At 65.8% G+C, this 15,814-nt stretch carries 16 protein-coding genes; 13 read left to right on the plus strand and 3 right to left on the minus strand.

Going from position 1 to position 15,814, the window contains the following annotated elements; translation table 11 throughout:
• Positions 1-4 precede the first annotated feature (4 nt).
• Positions 5-1,588 carry an ABC transporter substrate-binding protein gene (locus ABIA90_RS11950; RefSeq protein WP_354120026.1) on the plus strand — a complete coding sequence of 528 codons (1,584 nt, stop codon included), beginning with the start codon at positions 5-7 and terminating at the stop codon, positions 1,586-1,588.
• Positions 1,585-2,958, plus strand: coding sequence for an amidohydrolase family protein (locus tag ABIA90_RS11955; protein WP_354120027.1), 1,374 nt, complete (start codon positions 1,585-1,587; stop codon positions 2,956-2,958). The genes ABIA90_RS11950 and ABIA90_RS11955 overlap by 4 nt, the downstream gene beginning before the upstream one ends.
• Here ABIA90_RS11955 and ABIA90_RS11960 read toward each other — a convergent pair.
• Positions 2,948-3,865 (minus strand): LysR substrate-binding domain-containing protein, encoded by a 918-nt coding sequence (locus ABIA90_RS11960; RefSeq protein WP_354120028.1) that lies wholly within the window; start codon positions 3,863-3,865, stop codon positions 2,948-2,950. The two genes, ABIA90_RS11955 and ABIA90_RS11960, sit on opposite strands and share 11 nt — an antisense overlap.
• A 273-nt stretch (positions 3,866-4,138) precedes the next feature.
• Between ABIA90_RS11960 and ABIA90_RS11965 the strand changes: the two genes are divergently transcribed.
• From ABIA90_RS11965 to ABIA90_RS12010, 10 genes are all read left to right on the plus strand, one after another.
• Positions 4,139-5,176, plus strand: a complete 1,038-nt coding sequence (locus ABIA90_RS11965) for an ABC transporter substrate-binding protein (RefSeq protein ID WP_208084601.1) — start codon at positions 4,139-4,141, stop codon at positions 5,174-5,176.
• A gap of 27 nt (positions 5,177-5,203) precedes the next feature.
• A complete protein-coding gene (locus tag ABIA90_RS11970; protein WP_354120029.1) occupies positions 5,204-6,244 on the plus strand; it encodes an ABC transporter ATP-binding protein in 1,041 nt (346 codons plus the stop codon).
• Positions 6,241-7,116: an ABC transporter permease gene (locus tag ABIA90_RS11975; protein ID WP_166344512.1), complete on the plus strand. Its 876-nt coding sequence runs from the start codon at positions 6,241-6,243 to the stop codon at positions 7,114-7,116. Before ABIA90_RS11970 ends, ABIA90_RS11975 begins: the two co-directional genes overlap by 4 nt.
• Positions 7,113-7,919 carry an ABC transporter permease gene (locus ABIA90_RS11980; RefSeq protein WP_085401809.1) on the plus strand — a complete coding sequence of 269 codons (807 nt, stop codon included), beginning with the start codon at positions 7,113-7,115 and terminating at the stop codon, positions 7,917-7,919. The genes ABIA90_RS11975 and ABIA90_RS11980 overlap by 4 nt, the downstream gene beginning before the upstream one ends.
• 8 nt (positions 7,920-7,927) lie before the next feature.
• Complete coding sequence (locus tag ABIA90_RS11985) at positions 7,928-9,064, plus strand: NAD(P)/FAD-dependent oxidoreductase (RefSeq protein WP_354120030.1); 1,137 nt, start codon at positions 7,928-7,930, stop codon at positions 9,062-9,064.
• A gap of 29 nt (positions 9,065-9,093) precedes the next feature.
• Complete coding sequence (locus tag ABIA90_RS11990; protein WP_354120031.1) at positions 9,094-9,390, plus strand: (2Fe-2S)-binding protein; 297 nt, start codon at positions 9,094-9,096, stop codon at positions 9,388-9,390.
• The gene (locus ABIA90_RS11995) at positions 9,387-10,805 is read left to right on the plus strand and encodes an FAD/NAD(P)-dependent oxidoreductase (protein WP_354120032.1); all 1,419 of its coding nucleotides are present in this window, start codon (positions 9,387-9,389) and stop codon (positions 10,803-10,805) included. Before ABIA90_RS11990 ends, ABIA90_RS11995 begins: the two co-directional genes overlap by 4 nt.
• Complete coding sequence (locus tag ABIA90_RS12000) at positions 10,802-11,923, plus strand: NAD(P)/FAD-dependent oxidoreductase (RefSeq protein ID WP_354120033.1); 1,122 nt, start codon at positions 10,802-10,804, stop codon at positions 11,921-11,923. Before ABIA90_RS11995 ends, ABIA90_RS12000 begins: the two co-directional genes overlap by 4 nt.
• A 12-nt stretch (positions 11,924-11,935) precedes the next feature.
• Positions 11,936-12,283 (plus strand): RidA family protein, encoded by a 348-nt coding sequence (locus ABIA90_RS12005; protein ID WP_028151454.1) that lies wholly within the window; start codon positions 11,936-11,938, stop codon positions 12,281-12,283.
• Between the two features lie 135 nt (positions 12,284-12,418).
• Positions 12,419-13,138, plus strand: coding sequence for a hypothetical protein (locus ABIA90_RS12010; protein WP_354120034.1), 720 nt, complete (start codon positions 12,419-12,421; stop codon positions 13,136-13,138).
• Here ABIA90_RS12010 and ABIA90_RS12015 read toward each other — a convergent pair.
• Together ABIA90_RS12015 and ABIA90_RS12020 are read right to left on the minus strand one after the other, a co-directional pair.
• Positions 13,128-13,973 carry a tetratricopeptide repeat protein gene (locus tag ABIA90_RS12015; RefSeq protein WP_354120035.1) on the minus strand — a complete coding sequence of 282 codons (846 nt, stop codon included), beginning with the start codon at positions 13,971-13,973 and terminating at the stop codon, positions 13,128-13,130. The genes ABIA90_RS12010 and ABIA90_RS12015 overlap by 11 nt on opposite strands.
• 39 nt (positions 13,974-14,012) lie before the next feature.
• The gene (locus ABIA90_RS12020; protein ID WP_155257924.1) at positions 14,013-14,180 is read right to left on the minus strand and encodes a hypothetical protein; all 168 of its coding nucleotides are present in this window, start codon (positions 14,178-14,180) and stop codon (positions 14,013-14,015) included.
• 23 nt (positions 14,181-14,203) lie between these two features.
• Between ABIA90_RS12020 and ABIA90_RS12025 the strand changes: the two genes are divergently transcribed.
• Positions 14,204-15,799, plus strand: coding sequence for an ABC-F family ATP-binding cassette domain-containing protein (locus ABIA90_RS12025; RefSeq protein WP_354120036.1), 1,596 nt, complete (start codon positions 14,204-14,206; stop codon positions 15,797-15,799).
• The last annotated feature ends 15 nt before the right edge of the window (positions 15,800-15,814 follow it).

Here is a 15,814-nt window from a genome sequence, read left to right on the forward strand (position 1 = left end):
TGTCATGCCGATCTCCCGCCGCTCGCTCCTCAAGGCTGCCGCAGCAATGCCGGCGTTGTCGCTGCCGGGCATCGTCCGCGCCGAAGCGCAGAGCACCTTGCGCTTCATTCCCGTCATCGACCTCGCCTTCGTCGACCCCATCTATTCGACCGCGCAGGTGTCGCGAAACCACGGCTTCATGGTCTACGACACGCTCTATGGCATGAGCTCCTCGCTGCAGGTCTCGCCGCAGATGCTGTCGGGCCACGCCATCTCCGCTGACTTGCTGCAATGGGACCTCAGCTTGCGCGACGGCCTGTTCTGGCACGATGGCGAACGTGTGCTGGCGCGCGACTGCGTCGCCAGCATCCGCCGCTGGGCGGCGCGCGATGGCTTTGGCGGCGAGCTGCTGGAGGCGACCGCCGAGCTCTCGGCTGCCGACGACCGCACCATCCGCTTCCGCCTCAAGCGCCCGTTCCCGCTGCTGCCGCAGGCGCTCGGCAAGGCCGCGATCAATCCCTGCTTCATGTTGCCGGAGCGGCTTGCGAGCCAGGACCCGTTCAAGCCGCTGACCGAGGTGATCGGCAGTGGCCCGTTCCGCTATCTCGCCGACGAGCGCGTGCAGGGCGCGCGCAACGCCTATGCCAAATTCGAGCGCTACCAGCCGCGCACCGACGGCAAACCGGATTGGACCGCGGGTCCGAAGATCGTGCATTACGACCGCGTGGTCTGGACCACCACGCCCGATGCCGGCACCGGCGTCGCCGCGCTCCAGACCGGCGAGCAGGACTGGCAGGAGACCACGCCGCACGATCTGCTGCCGATCATCAAGGCCGCCGGCGATATCGAGACGCGCATCCTTGACCCCAGAGGCTACGCCTGCATGCTGCGCCTCAATCATCTTCAGCCGCCGTTCGACAATCCTGCCGTGCGCCGCGCGCTGCTGGGTGCGATCGACCAATCCGCGTTCATGACGGCAGTGGCCGGTACCGATCCGGCCTTCCAGGTGTCGCCGATCGGCTATTTCGCGCCCGATACCCCGATGGCGAGCGACGTCGGCCTCGACGTGTTCCGCGGCCCGCGCGACTACGCCAAGGTGAAGGCCGAGCTGAAGGCCGCCGGCTACAATGGCGAGAAGATCGTGGTGCTGGTCCCGACCAATTCGCTGGCGCAGAAGCCGCTCGGCGAGATCGCGGTGGACTCACTGCGCAAGGCCGGCATGAACGTCGAATATGCCGGGCTCGATTTCGCCGTCGTCCTGCAGCGCCAGCTCAAGAAGGACCCGATCGGGCAGGGCGGCTGGAGCGCCGCGGTCGGCAACTGGCAGGGCATCGACTGGCTCAATCCAGCCGGCAACACCAACATCCGCGGCGAGGGCAAGGTCGCCGGCTGGTATGCGAGCGAGAAGATGGGGCCCTTGCGCAGCCAGTGGCTGGCCGCCTCCGAGCTTGCCGAGCAGCAGCGCATCTGCCGCGAAATCCAGACGGTCGCGTTCGACGAAATCCCCTATATTCCGATCGGCCTGTACAAGCAGCCGACCGCCTATCGCAAAGCCATCACCGGCATTCTCGACGGCACCGCCGTCTTCTGGAACGTACGCCCCGCATGAGCACCACAGCAATCTTCGGCAGCTATGTGCTGTCACGCAAGGACGGCGCGCAGGACGTGTTGCGCGACCATTGGGTCCTGGTCGAAGGCAAGAAGATCGCGGCAATCACCCGCGACAAGCCAAGCGCGGATCAGGTCTACGACCGGCCCGGCCGCTTCGTCTTGCCGGGCCTGCTCAATTTGCACAATCACTGCTTCTCCGAGGCTGTGGCGCGCAGCCATACCGAGGACGGCAACGGCCGCAAGAATAACCAGAGCATCGTCTATACGGTGCTCTTGCCGCTGACCAAGCGCGGTGCCGATATCCTGTCGACGGAAGAGCGCCTCGCGGTCGCGCGGCTCGGCATCCTCCAGCTCCTCAAGGGCGGTGCCACCACGGTGATGGAGCCGTTCCGCAATTCGATCCCGGAGATGTTCGATGCGGCCGAAGAGATGGGCATCCGCTTCTACGGCGCGCCCTATCTGTTCTCGACGTCAGATGCCAAGGCAGGCCCCGATGGCGTGGTCCGCTATTCCGGCGACGACGGCACCGCCGACATGGCAACGTGGGACGCGCTCTATCAGCGCTGGAACAATCGCGGCGACGGGCGCATCAGTCTTGCGATGAGCCCGCACGCCACGGACACCTGTGGCCCCGATCTGCTGAAAGCCTGCGCCACGCGGGCGCGCGAGCTTGGCGTGCCCATCACGACGCACATGGCGCAGAGCCGCGCCGAGGTCGAGACCATCGGCAAGCGCTATGGCGGCCGCACGCCGGCGCAATATCTGGACTGGCTCGGCCTGCTGGCGCCAGACCTGATGGCCGCGCACTGCATGTTCAGCACCGACGACGATCTCAAGCTGATGGCCGCCCGCGGCATGACCGTGCTCAATTGCCCGCGCGTGTTCGCGCGCGCCGGCGTCACTGCGGCGTTCAGCCGCTTCGCCGAGCACGGCGTGCGCACCGTGGTCGGCACCGACGGCTACAACATGGATCTGCTCGGCGAGCTCAACGCGGCCTCGCTGATCTCCAAGGTCACGTCACAGCGCGCCGATGTCGCCAATTCGCCGGAACTGATCGAGGCCAACACGGCAGTCGCCGCCGACGTCATCAAGCGGCCCGATCTCGGCCGGATCGAGCCGGGCGCGACGGCCGATCTCACCGTCGTCGATCTCACCCATCCGCATCTTCAGCCGCTGTTCGATCCGCGCCGCGCGCTGATCGCGCTCGCCAACCGCGCCAATATCGATCAGGTCATGGTCGACGGCCGCATGCTGGTCGATGAGGGTGGCTATCTCGGCGCTGACGAAGCGGCGATCACGGCGGCGGGCAGTGCGGCGATCGGCAAGATCTGGGACCTGCCGGAGGCCCAGGCCGCGTTCAACGGCTGAGGGTTGCGTCGTCCTCGAATTCCACCAGCGCCTTGCGCATGGTCTCGACCAGATCGAGCGCCACGGGCGAGGGGCTGCGCTGCGCCGGAAAGACCGCGGAGAATTCGAAGTCGATGCGCGGCAGGAAGCGGCGCACGACGATGCCGCGGGTGGAGAATTCCTGCGCGGTGAAGGGATCGCAGATCGCGACGCCTAATCCCGACGACACCATGCCGCACATGATCTCCGACAGCGTGGTCTCGACCCTGAGCACGCGGCGGACATCGTGGCGATGGAAGACCTGGTCGACGAGGTGCCGGCTCGACGATCCCGCCGACAGCGAGATGAACGTCTCGCCCTCGAAATCGCGCGGCTCCAGCACGTCCTTCTGCGCGAGGCGGTGACCGGTCGGCAGCACTGCGACGCGCGCCAACGCGGGCAGCCGCTGGCTCGGCAGGCCGGAATGGGCGATCGGCACCTCGGCAAAGCCGATGTCGCATTGATTGTTGAGCACCCAATCGACCACGATCGGCGAGATCACGCCGAAGAAGGCGAGGTTCAGGTTGGGCCGTTCTTTCAGGAAATGTCCGGCGAGCCGCGGCAGATAGCCGTTCGACAGCGCCGGCAACGCAGCGATGCGCAGCGAGCCGGTGCGGCGGCCGCGGATTTCCTCGGCGGCCGCCGTGATGCGTTCGAGCCCGACGAAGGAGCGCTCCACTTCGGTATAGAGCGCCATCGCCGAGGCGGTCGGCACGAGGCCAGTGCCGCGCCGCTCGAACAGTTCCATCTTGAGGAGCGCCTGGAGGTCGCGCAGCAACCGGCTGACCGCCGGCTGCGTCACGGTCATCAGCGCTGCCGCCTCAGTCACGCTGCCGGTCAGCATCGTCGCGCGGAAGGCCTCCACCTGCCGCGAATTGATCCGCGCCATCCCCAATCCCATCCATAACATTTAGGCATGCAGAGGGTGCCATTATTCATTGGACGATGGAAGCCAGGGTTTGCGATCTTTTTCATCAGGACTGGAGACAGCCCGCTTTTTCGGCAGATTGGAGGGGTTCGAACCTCCAGATTGCGCCAAAACCTAGCGAACAGGGGCCGGAGCCCTGTCCGGAGAGGGTTGGCGCGGAAGGAAATGCGGAAGGCGCCTCAGTCAGAGATTTGTCGGCACGTCACCTCATCCCGGTATTGGAGATCGGTCCATATGAAGACTCTCAGCCTTCTGACCGCGGTCAGCATCGCAGCGCTCATCGCCGTCCCGTCGGCCGCCTCGGCCCAGCAGAAAACGCTCTATGTCGCCGGTTACGGCGGCTCGTTCGAGAAGACCATCCGCGATGAGGTGATCCCCGCCTTCGAGAAGGAGAACGGCGTCAAGGTCGAATACGTCGCCGGCAACTCCACCGACACGCTGGCCAAGCTCCAGGCGCAGAAGGGCAACCAGCAGATCGACGTCGCCATCGTCGACGACGGCCCGATGTACCAGGCGATCCAGCTCGGCTTCTGCGGCAAGCTCGAAGGCTTGCCGGCCGCCGATCTCTATGACACCGCCCGCTTCAAGGACGATCGCGCTGTTGCGATCGGCATCGTAGCGACCGGCCTGATGTACAACACCAAGGTGTTCGCCGAGAAAGGCTGGGCGCCGCCGACCTCCTGGAACGATCTCAAGGACACGAAATACGCAAAACAGCTCGTGATCCCGCCGATCAACAACACCTACGGCCTCGAAGCGCTGGTGATGCTGTCGAAGATGAACGGCGGCAGCGAGACCAACGTCGATTCCGGCTTCAAGATCTTCAAGGAGCAGATCAATCCGAACGTGCTTGCCTATGAGCCGTCGCCGGGCAAGATGACCGAGCTGTTCCAGTCCGGCCAGGCCGTGATCGCGGTGTGGGGCACGGGCCGCGTGCAGAGCTTCGCCAACACCGGCTTCCCCGTCGACTTCGTCTATCCGAAGGAAGGCGCGGCGACGCTGCTGACGACGGCGTGTCCGATCACCAAGCCGAATGCCTCGCCGCTCGCCTCCAACTTCGTCAAGATGCTGCTCGATCCAAAAATCCAGCTCGTGATGCTGAAGGACTACGGATACGGCCCGGTGCTGAAATCACTGGTGGTACCGCCGGAGCTCGGCAAGATGGCGCCGATCGGCGAGCGCGCGGCAAAGCTCTATAATCCGGACTGGACTGTGATCAACGAGAAGCGCGAGGAGTGGACCAAGCGCTGGAATCGCGAGGTCGAGCGTTGATCTGATCGTTCGTAGCGGAGACAGCGCATGGCCTATCTCGAGCTCGATCGGGTCGCGAAACAGTTCGGCGCGCAGACTGTGGTCGATGACTTCAGCCTGTCGGTGGGGAAGGGGGAGTTCATCTCCTTCCTCGGCCCGTCCGGCTGCGGCAAAACCACGACCCTGCAGATGATCGCGGGCTTCCTCGATCCCACACGCGGCGCGATCCGCTTGGAGGGCAAGGACCTGACCGCGATCCATCCCGCGAAGCGCGGGCTCGGCATTGTGTTCCAGAGTTACGCGCTGTTTCCGCACATGACGGCGGCGGAGAACGTCGCGTTCGGCCTCGAGATGCGCAACGTGCCGCGCGCCGAAAGAGCCGAGCGCGTCCGCGCCGCGCTCGCGATGGTCGGGCTTGCCGGCTACGAGGACCGCCATCCGCGCCGCATGTCCGGCGGTCAGCAGCAGCGCGTGGCCCTGGCGCGCGCGCTGGTGATCAAGCCGAGCGTGCTGCTGCTCGATGAGCCGCTATCGAATCTCGACGCCAAACTGCGCGAGGAGATGCAGATCGAGCTGCGCCAGATCCAGCGCACCATCGGCACCACGACGATCCTGGTCACCCACGACCAGAACGAGGCGATGTCGCTGTCCGACCGCATCGTGGTGATGAGCCAGGGCCGCATCGAGCAGATCGGCTCGCCGCAGGAGACCTATGAGAAGCCGGCTTCGGCCTTCGTCTCGCAGTTCCTCGGCAAGACCAACGATTTTGCGGCGACGATTGATCGGACCGCGACGCCGGTACGGCTGGTGGCTGGCTCCTGGAACGCGCCGGCGCCGGCCGGGCTCAGCGGCCCCGTCACTGTCAGCATTCGCCCTGAACGGATCGGCTTTGGCGATACGGGGCTCAGCGCAAAGATCGTCACGCGTATCTTCCAGGGCAATCACTGGCTGTTCCAGTGCGACAGCGAATGCGGGCCCGCGATCGTGATCCGCCAGAATGACGGGACGGCGCCGCCGGCTGAAGGCGAGGCGGTTCGCCTCGTCTGGCGGCCCGAGGACATGAGCGTGCGCGCGAGGGCAGGCGCATGAGCACGGCCGCCGAGGAGCGCAGCGCGCGTGCGCCGTGGGCGCTGACCGCGCCCGCCTTGATGCTGTTCGTGGGCGTGCTGCTGATTCCGCTGGCGATGACGGTGATGCTGTCGTTCCACGACTGGGGCCAGTACAAGGGCATCGAGCCCGTCTTCATCCTGAAGAACTGGCACGAGATCGCAACCGATCCCTATTACGCCGAGATGTTCTGGCGGACGTTTCGCATCGCGATCCTGACCACGCTGCTCACCGCCGTGCTTGGTGCGCCGGAAGCCTATATCCTCAACCGCATGAGTGGCCGCTGGAAGAGTCTTTTCCTGCTGGTCATTCTCGGGCCGCTGCTGATCTCCGTGGTGGCTCGCACGCTCGGCTGGGCGCTGCTGTTCGGCGGCAACAACGGCCTCGTCAACAAGCTCCTGATGTCGGCAGGCGTGATCCGCTCGCCCATTCCCTTCATGTTCACCGAGACAGGGATGGTGGTTGCGCTCGCCCATGTGATGATGCCGTTCATGGTGCTGTCGGTGTGGGCCGCGCTCCAGCGGCTCAATCCGCAGATCGAGAACGCCGCGATGTCGCTCGGTGCGGGGCCGGTGACCATCATTCGCCGCATCATCATGCCGCAGATCATGCCGGGCGTGCTGTCGGGCGCGATCATCGTGTTTTCGCTCTCCGCCAGTGCCTTCGCGACGCCCGCGATCATCGGCGGCCGCCGCCTCAAGGTCGCGGCGACGCTGGCCTACGACGAATTCCTCAACACGCTGAACTGGCCGCTCGGTGCAGCGGTCGCAACGCTGCTGCTGGTCGCGCTGGTGCTGATCGTCGTCGGCAGCAACGCGCTGATCGAGCGCCGCTACGCGGAGGTGTTCCGATGAGCCGGAACGGCCCGCTCGCGCTGATCTTCCACACCATCTTCGTTATCGTCATGGTCGCGCCGATCCTGGTGGTCTGCCTCGTTGCTTTCACGCCGGAAGGCTTTCTGTCGCTGCCGACCAACGGTTTTTCGCTGCGCTGGTTCAGGGCGATCGCCAACTATCCCGAGTTCATCCATGCCTTCTGGGTCAGCCTGGGGCTCGGCGCGCTCTCATCCTTCGTGGCGCTGCTGTTCGCGGTGCCGGCAGCGCTCGCGATCGCGCGTTATCGCTTCCGCGGCCGCGATGCGCTCGCGGCGCTGTTCCTGTCGCCGCTGATGATCCCGCATGTCGTGCTCGGCATCGCCTTCCTGCGCTTCTTCACCTCGGCCGGCCTCGGCGGCAGCTTTGCCGCGCTGATCATTGCGCATGTCATCATCGTGTTTCCGTTCGCGCTGCGGCTGACGCTGGCGGCGGCGACCGGCATGGACCTCTCGGTCGAGATGGCGGCAGTCTCGCTCGGCGCCAACGGCTGGACCCTGTTTCGCCGCGTGACGCTGCCGCTGATCCTGCCCGGCGTCATCAGCGGTTGGGCGCTCGCTTTCATCCAGTCCTTCGACGATCTCACCATGACCGTCTTCCTCGCGGCACCCGGCACCGAGACGTTGCCGGTGCGCATGTTCCTTTATATCCAGGACAACATCGATCCGCTGGTGACGTCGGTCTCGGCTTGCGTGATCGCTGTTACCATGACCGCCCTCATTCTGCTCGACCGCTTCTACGGGCTCGACCGCGTGCTCGCCGGCAAGGGCGACACGGGACGATAGGAGAACCCATGTCCAGGGACTATGACGTCGCCGTCGTCGGCGGCGGATTGCTCGGCTCCGCCATTGCCTGGGGCCTCGGCCGGCTCGGCAAGAAGGTGGCCGTGCTCGACGAGGGCGATATCACCAAGCGTGCCTCGCGGGCCAACTTTGCGCTCGTGTGGGTGCAGAGCAAAGGCCTGGGCATGCCGGCCTATACGGTGTGGACTGTGCAGGCGTCACAAGCGTGGGGCCGGCTTGCCTCCGAGCTGAAGCAGCAGACCGGTCTCGACGTCTCTCTTCAGCAGAACGGCGGCTTCCATCTCACGCTCGGCGAGGACGAATTCGGCCAGCGCACTGAGCTGGTCAAGCGCATGCACAACCAGACCGGTGCGGCCGACTACAGGATGGAGATGCTCTCCGCCTCCGAGGTGAAGAAGGCGCTGCCGCTGATTGGTCCCGAAGTTTCCGGCGGCAGCTTTTGTCCGCTCGACGGCCACGTCAATTCGCTGCGCACGTTCCGTGCCTTCCACACCGGCTTCAGGGCCTTCGGCATCGACTATTTTCCGGAGCGCCCGGTCTCGGCGATCAGCAAGAGCGGTGGCGAATTCCGCCTGACGACGCCGAAGGGCGAACTGCGCGCCGCCAAGATCGTGCTCGCGGCCGGCAATGCCAACCAGACGCTGGCACCGATGGTCGGCCTCCACGCGCCGATGGGCCCGACCCGCGGCCAGATCGTGGTGACCGAGCGCACCATGCCGTTCCTGCCGCATCCGTTGACCACGATCCGCCAGACCGACGAGGGTACGGTGATGATCGGCGACAGCAAGGAGGACGAACTCGACGATCGCGCGCTGAAGCATTCGGTCAGCGCCGTGATGGCCGATCGCGCGCAAAGGATGTTCCCGCATCTGTCGCGGCTCAACGTGGTCAGGAGCTGGGCCGGCATCCGCGTCATGCCGCAGGACGGCTTTCCGATCTACGACCAGTCGGAGACGCATCCCGGCGCCTTCGTGGCCTGTTGCCATTCCGGCGTGACGCTCGCCTCCAACCACGCTTTCGAGATCGCGCGCATGGTCGCAGCTGGCGCACTCGAGCCGGAGCTGGTCGGCGCGTTCTCGGCCAGCCGTTTCGGCGCCGCCGGTGCTGCGAACAACAGCGGCTATTAGAGATATCTAAAGGAGCCAAGAGGCATCCCATGTTTAGACGATCCGAACAGGACAAGCGACCGCAGGTCCAGATCTTCGTGGATGGCATAGCCATCGCGGCGCGCCAGGGCGACACCGTCTCCGCCGCGCTGCTGGCCTCCGGCTGTGATGCACGCCGTTCCACCGCAGTGAGCGGCGCGCCGCGTCTGCCCTATTGCATGATGGGGGTGTGCTTCGACTGCCTCGTCACCATCGACGGCGTCGGTAACCGCCAGGGGTGCCTCGTGCCCGTCGCCGAGGGCATGCAGATCGAGATTCAGAAGGGCAAGCGGGAGATCGGAAAATGACTGTAGCTCCCAAGCGCGAAGCCTATGACGTCGTGGTGATCGGCGCCGGGCCCGCCGGCCTCGCGGCCGCTGCGACGTCCGCCGAAGCCGGGCTGTCGACGCTGCTGCTCGACGAGAACATCGGCCCCGGCGGCCAGGTGTTTCGTGCCATCTCGTCGACGCCGGTGACAGAGCGCAGTCAGCTCGGCGCCGACTATTGGGTCGGTGCCGAACTCGTTCAGTCGCTCCGCGCGAGCCGCGCCGAGATTATCCATCGCGCCACCGTCTGGAGTCTCGACCGCAACCTCGAGATCGCCGTATCGATCGGCGGTGCGTCCTCTTTCCTCAAGGCGCAGCGCGTGATCCTCGCGACCGGCGCGCTGGAGCGGCCGTTTCCGATTCCCGGCTGGACCTTGCCGGGCGTGATGACCGCGGGCGCGGCGCAGACGATGCTGAAATCATCGGCCCTGGTGCCTGACGGACGCACGGTGATGGCGGGGCAGGGGCCTCTGCTCTGGCTGCTCGCCGCGCAGATTTTGCGCCTCGGCGGCCGCATCGATCGCATCCTCGACACCACCGAGCGCGGCAACTACTTCGCCGCGTTGCCGCACGCCTTCGCCTTCCTGACCTCGCCCTATTTCACCAAGGGCCTGTCGATGATGCGCGAAGTGAAGGCCAAGGTGCAGGTCGTCTCCGGCGTCACCGAGCTCTCAGCATCCGGTGATGGCCAGCTTGCGAACGTGAGCTATGTCGCCGGCGGCAAGCGCGAGACCATCCCCGCGGATCTGTTGCTGTTGCATCAGGGCGTCGTGCCCAACGTCAATCTGGCGATGGCCGCCGGTATCGAGCATCGCTGGGATGATCTGCAATTGTGCTGGTCGCCGGTGTTAGACGCGAGCGGCAATTCGTCGGTCGCGGGCATCGCGATCGCTGGTGACGGCGCCGGCATCGGTGGTGCCAATGCGGCTGTGGTCCGTGGCCGCATCGCGGCGCGCGCGGCGGTGGAGGCATTGGCGCCTGCGGTTGTGACAAAACTTGCGCCGATGGCGACGCTCCGCGCCGATCTCGCCAAGGCCGAGCGCGGCCGCGTCTTCCTCGACACGCTGTTCCGCCCCGCGCCGCAGTTCCGCATTCCCTCGGGCGACACCATCGTCTGCCGCTGCGAGGAAGTCACCGCCAAGGACATTCTCGATGCCGTCGCTATCGGCGCGACCGGCCCGAACCAGCTCAAGGCCTATCGCCGCACCGGCATGGGCCCGTGCCAGGGCCGGCTCTGCGGCCTCACCGTGACCGAGCTGATGGCGCAGGCGCGGGGCAAGACGGCACAGGAGATCGGCTATTACCGGCTGCGCGCGCCGGTCAAGCCGATCACGCTCGCCGAGCTCGCCTCCGTCCCGAAGAGCGAGGCCGACGTCAAGGCGGTGGTGCGCGGATGACCCAAAACGTGGATGCGATCGTCGTCGGCGGCGGCATCCACGGATGCTCGACCGCGCTGCATCTGTGCCTCGCCGGCATGAAGCCGGTGCTGATCGAGAAAGACTACGCCGGCCGCCATGCATCCGGCGTCAATGCCGGCGGCGTCCGCCAGCTCGCGCGGCACGTGCCCGAAATCCCGCTCTCGATCCGCTCGATGGGGATCTGGGAGAAGATCACCGATCTCCTCGACGACGATTGCAGCTTTGAGAGTTACGGTCAGGTTCTCGTCGCGGAGAACGAGGAGGAGCTCGCAGTCTGCCGCGCGCGTGTCGCTGAGCTGAACGCGCTCGGCTTCACCCATGAAGAGCTGATCGACGCGACTGAATTGCGGCGGCTGGTGCCGGCCGTGGCTGAAACTTGCCCGGGCGGGGTCGTCTCGCGCCGCGATGGGGCCGCCAATCCGGCGCAGACGACGACGGCGTTCCGGCGCAAGGCGGAGCAGCTCGGCGCGACCGTGCGCGAGGGCGTGGCGGCCAGCAACATCCGTCAGAGCGGCGGCCTCTGGCACGTCGATGTCGGCACCGAGACTTATGCCGCGCCGGTGCTCGTCAATGCCGCCGGCGCCTGGGCCGGGAACATCGCCGCCGCGCTCGGCGAGCCCGTTCCGGTCGAGACCGTGGCGCCGATGCTGATGATCACCTCGCGCGTGCCGCACTTCATCGACCCCGTCGTGATCCTGCGCGGGCGCAAACTGTCCTTCAAGCAATTCTCCAACGGCACCGTGCTGATTGGCGGCGGCCATCTGGCGACGCCCTATCAGGATCGCAACGAGACCGTGCTGGACTGGAAGAGCCTCGCGATCAGCGCGCGCACCGTGTTCGAGCTGTTCCCGGTGATGCGCAGCGCCACGATCGTCCGCGCCTGGGCCGGCATCGAGGCGAAGATGAAGGACGATATCCCTGTGTTCGGACCGAGCAGCCGCCACAAGGGCCTCTATCACCAGTTCGGCTTCTCGCTGCACGGTTTTCAGCTCGGCCCCGGCGCCGGCGCCGTGATGGCCGAGCTGATCGTCAATGGCGGCACCCAGACCCGAATCGGCGATCTCGGCATCGACCGTTTCCATCCTTCCACGCTCTAAGAAGAGGACATCATGAGCATCACCCGCAGCATCCGCACGCCCATCATGCACCGCGCCGTCGAAGCCAACGGCTTCGTCTTCATCGGCGGTACCATCGCCGACGACACCTCGGTCTCGATGGGCGATCAGACCCGCAACATCCTCGGCAAGATCGCCGGCTATCTGAAGGAAGCCGGTACCGACAAGTCGCGCGTCGTCAGCACCTCGATCTTCGTCACGGATCTTTCCAAGAAGAAGGAGATGGACGCGGTCTGGACCGAGTTCTTCGGCGATAACCTGCCGACGCGCGCCACCGTCGGCGTCGCCGATCTCGGCGGCGGTGCGCTGATCGAGGTGGTGGTCACTGCGCTCAAGGGCTGATTGCGCTCTTCTCACGGGCCCGTGAAGAGAGCCGTCGATCCGAACATGACGAAGATGTAATGGTCTGGATCAGCTGCGGCGCTTTGACGCGCCGCAGTTTCCGTTTATCAGTAGGGGACTCGGCTGGAATGCCCAATGTCCTCGCAGAATAATAACAACAAGCTCGCGATCAAATTTCGCTGCCCCGGAGAACTCGAAGGCCTGCTGCCGCAGCCTCTGCCGGCGAATCTCGGCGTTCCCGACTGGCTCAAGGCGATGCCGACCACGGCCTTCAGTGCCCTCAATCAGCAGGATGACGAGACGGTCAAGCGCTGCCCGCCGTTCATCGACGCGATGACATGCGGTTTCCTGATCCCGCTAATCTGCGATATCAGGGTCGAGGATGGCGAGATCAGCTGGGACAACGACATCCCGCCCGGCGGTGAGATTGATTTTCCGCGCTCGCCGATCAGCTTTCACGATCAGGGCCAGCTCACCGGCTCGCCGCTGTTCGAGGCCGATCGCTTCGTCATCAAGTTTCACAATCTCTGGACCATCGAGGCGCCGGAAGGCTATTCGCTGTTCTTCACCCATCCGGTCAATCGCTTCGACCTGCCGTTCATCACGCTGAGCGGCCTCGTCGATTGCGATCGCTACCGCGACAGCTGGATCCACTTTCCGGCGCATTGGCACAATACGGGCTTTCGCGGCGTGCTGCCCAAGGGCACACCGATCGCGCAATGCATTCCGGTCAAACGTGAGGATTGGACGCGGCAGACCTCGGCCTTCACCGAGGATGAAGCGCAGAAGGTCCACGCCCTGCGCGCCGCGCTGAAGCGCGAGCCGGGTCTGTACCGGCGGAAATTCAGGGCGTAGCCCGCTCGGGCCTGGCTCCCAGGAATTTCGCCGCGGCGCTCGGGCGGAAGAAGAAGCGGCCGTGCGACGAGGCGGCGAGTGTGAGGGCGGCGCGGCTGAGCATCTGCGGCCGTCCGCCATACACGGACCGCAGCGCCGCCTCGCCGCCATCGCGTTCGCCCATCTCCATCAGGCAGATCGCGAGATTGGCGCGGGAGAGAGCGTCGTCCGGGCGAAGTCCGAGCGCGTGACGGTAGGTGTCGGCGGCCTCCGCATAGGCGCCGTCGAGAAGCTCGGCCCAGGCAAGTTCGGTCAGGATATCGGTGCGTCCCGGCCCGATCGCGCGCGCCGCGGTCAGCACGGTACGCGCTTTGGCGCGACTGTTATTCCGGACATGCATGCGGCCAAGGTCGAGTTGCAGATCGACGCTGGTCGGGGCGAGCGCGAGGGCTTGCTCGATCATCCCGACCGCCTCGCCAACCTCGCCGGCGTTCGCAAGCTGGCCCGCCAGCTCCTGGAACGCGGGCAGATAGGGCGGACGGCGCGCTGCGGTTCGCCGCAGTTGCGCCAGTCCATCGCTTCTGCGCCGCGCGGCACACAGCACATGGCCGAGCAGCGTCTCGATTTCGGGATCGCTATTGCGCTTCGCGGCTTTCTCCAGCGGCGCAATCGCCTCCTCCGCACGCTCCTGGCCGAGCAGGGCATGGGCGAGGATCAGCACGGCATTCCGGTCGGTGCGATTTGATTTCAGGGCTTCGGTCGCAAGCTGCCTTGCAATGTCGAACTGCTTTGCACGTAGCGCCAGAAAGGCTTGCTGAAGCAGTTGGGCGAGGGGGCTATTCGGCTTGCCGCTCAAGAGATGGCCTCTTGGTTGAGACACGTTGTTTTTTGCCCCTTACCGCATGCCCCATGCAGCGTCCATCAACAGCTTCGTGATGCTTTGCTGATTGGCCCGGACGCGTCGCACGGAATGCGCCTTGATCTCGGCGCCCGGCGGGATTATCAGCGAGACATCAATCAGGAGTTTCGCATCCATGGATTTCACCCCGACCGCAACGCCCATCCGCCTTGCTCACGGGGAATTCCATGCCTGCATCGATCATTCTGTCGAACCTCTCGCTGTCCACGCCTGACGGCCGTCCTCTCCTTTCCGACCTCAACCTGACATTTGGTGCCGAACGGGCTGGTCTCGTCGGCCGCAACGGCGTCGGCAAGACAACGCTGCTTGCTGCGATCACCGGAGAGCACATTCCCCAAGCGGGACGCGTTCTCGTGAGCGGAACCGTGGGAATGCTCCGCCAGGACGTCCAGCTTCCTGCGGGCGCCGCGGTGATCGATCTGTTCGGCGCGCGCGCAGCGCTGGAGCTGCTTCGCCGTGCGGAGCGGGGCGATGCATTCGCCGACGAAGTCACCGACGCCGACTGGACGCTTGAAGCGCGGCTTGCGTCCGCGCTCGCGCGTGTCGGGTTCGATCCTGATACCGATACGGAGCTGGATCGTTTGTCGGGCGGGCAGATCACGCGGATCCGTCTGGCCGCGCTGGTCTTCGCCGAGCCGGACTTCCTGCTGCTCGATGAGCCCACCAACAATCTCGATCGGGATGGACGTAAGTCAGTGGTCGACCTGCTCGCAGGCTGGCGGGGCGGGGCGATCGTCGTCAGTCACGACCGCGACCTGCTCGAGACCATGGATGCCATCGTCGAGATGACATCGCTCGGGGCAAGACGGTACGGCGGCAATTGGAGCAGTTACCGCGAGCAGAAGGCCATCGAGCTCGCTGCCGTCAGGCACGACCTTGCGCATGCCGAGAAGCATCTCGCCGAGATCGACGGCAACGCGCAAGAGGCAGCGGAACGCAAGGCGCGCAAGGACAGCGGCGGCAGGAAGAAGCGCGCCAAGGGCGACATGCCGCGCATTCTCGCCGGTGCACGCAAGGACCGCAGCGAGGACAGCGGCGGAAAGACCGCGCAGATCGCCGAGCGGCGGCGCGCGGAGGCGATCGAGGCCGTCGACACGGCTCGCCGGCGCGTCGAGATTCGCCAGCCGCTGTCGGTCAAGCTGCCCCCGACCGGCCTGCCGGCGGGCAGGGAGGTGATTTGGCTCGATCGCGTCAACGCCGGCTATCAGCCGGAGCAGCCGGTCCTGCGCGATCTCTCACTCACGCTCGTCGGCCCGGAGCGCGTCGGGGTCGTCGGGCCGAATGGTTCCGGCAAGACAACGTTGCTCAAGCTCGTCACAGGCGAGTTGCGCCCGTTCGCGGGCACCGTGCGGGTCAGGCCGGACTTCGCGCTGTTCGACCAGAAGGTCAGCCTGCTCGATCCCGCGATCTCCATCCTGGACAATTTCGGGCGTCTCAATCCGAAAGCGAGCGCGAACGAGTGCCATGCTACCCTGGCCCGGTTCGCGTTTCGCGCCGATGCCGCCGCGCAGATCGTGGGGAGCCTGAGTGGCGGACAGCTGTTTCGTGCGGGCCTCGCCTGCGTTCTAGGCGGGTCGACGCCGCCGTCCCTGCTCATCCTGGACGAGCCGACCAATCACCTCGACATCGACTCGATCGAAGCCGTCGAGGCAGGCTTGAGGGCCTATGACGGCGCGCTGCTCGTGGTCAGTCACGACGAGGCGTTCCTGCAGGCGATCGAGATCGCGCGCAGGGTCGAGCTGGTCGCCAACGCGACTCTCTGAGGCTCTACCGGCTGC

This window comes from Bradyrhizobium sp. LA6.8, assembly GCF_040547935.1.
In the GTDB taxonomy this organism is placed as follows: domain Bacteria; phylum Pseudomonadota; class Alphaproteobacteria; order Rhizobiales; family Xanthobacteraceae; genus Bradyrhizobium; species Bradyrhizobium barranii.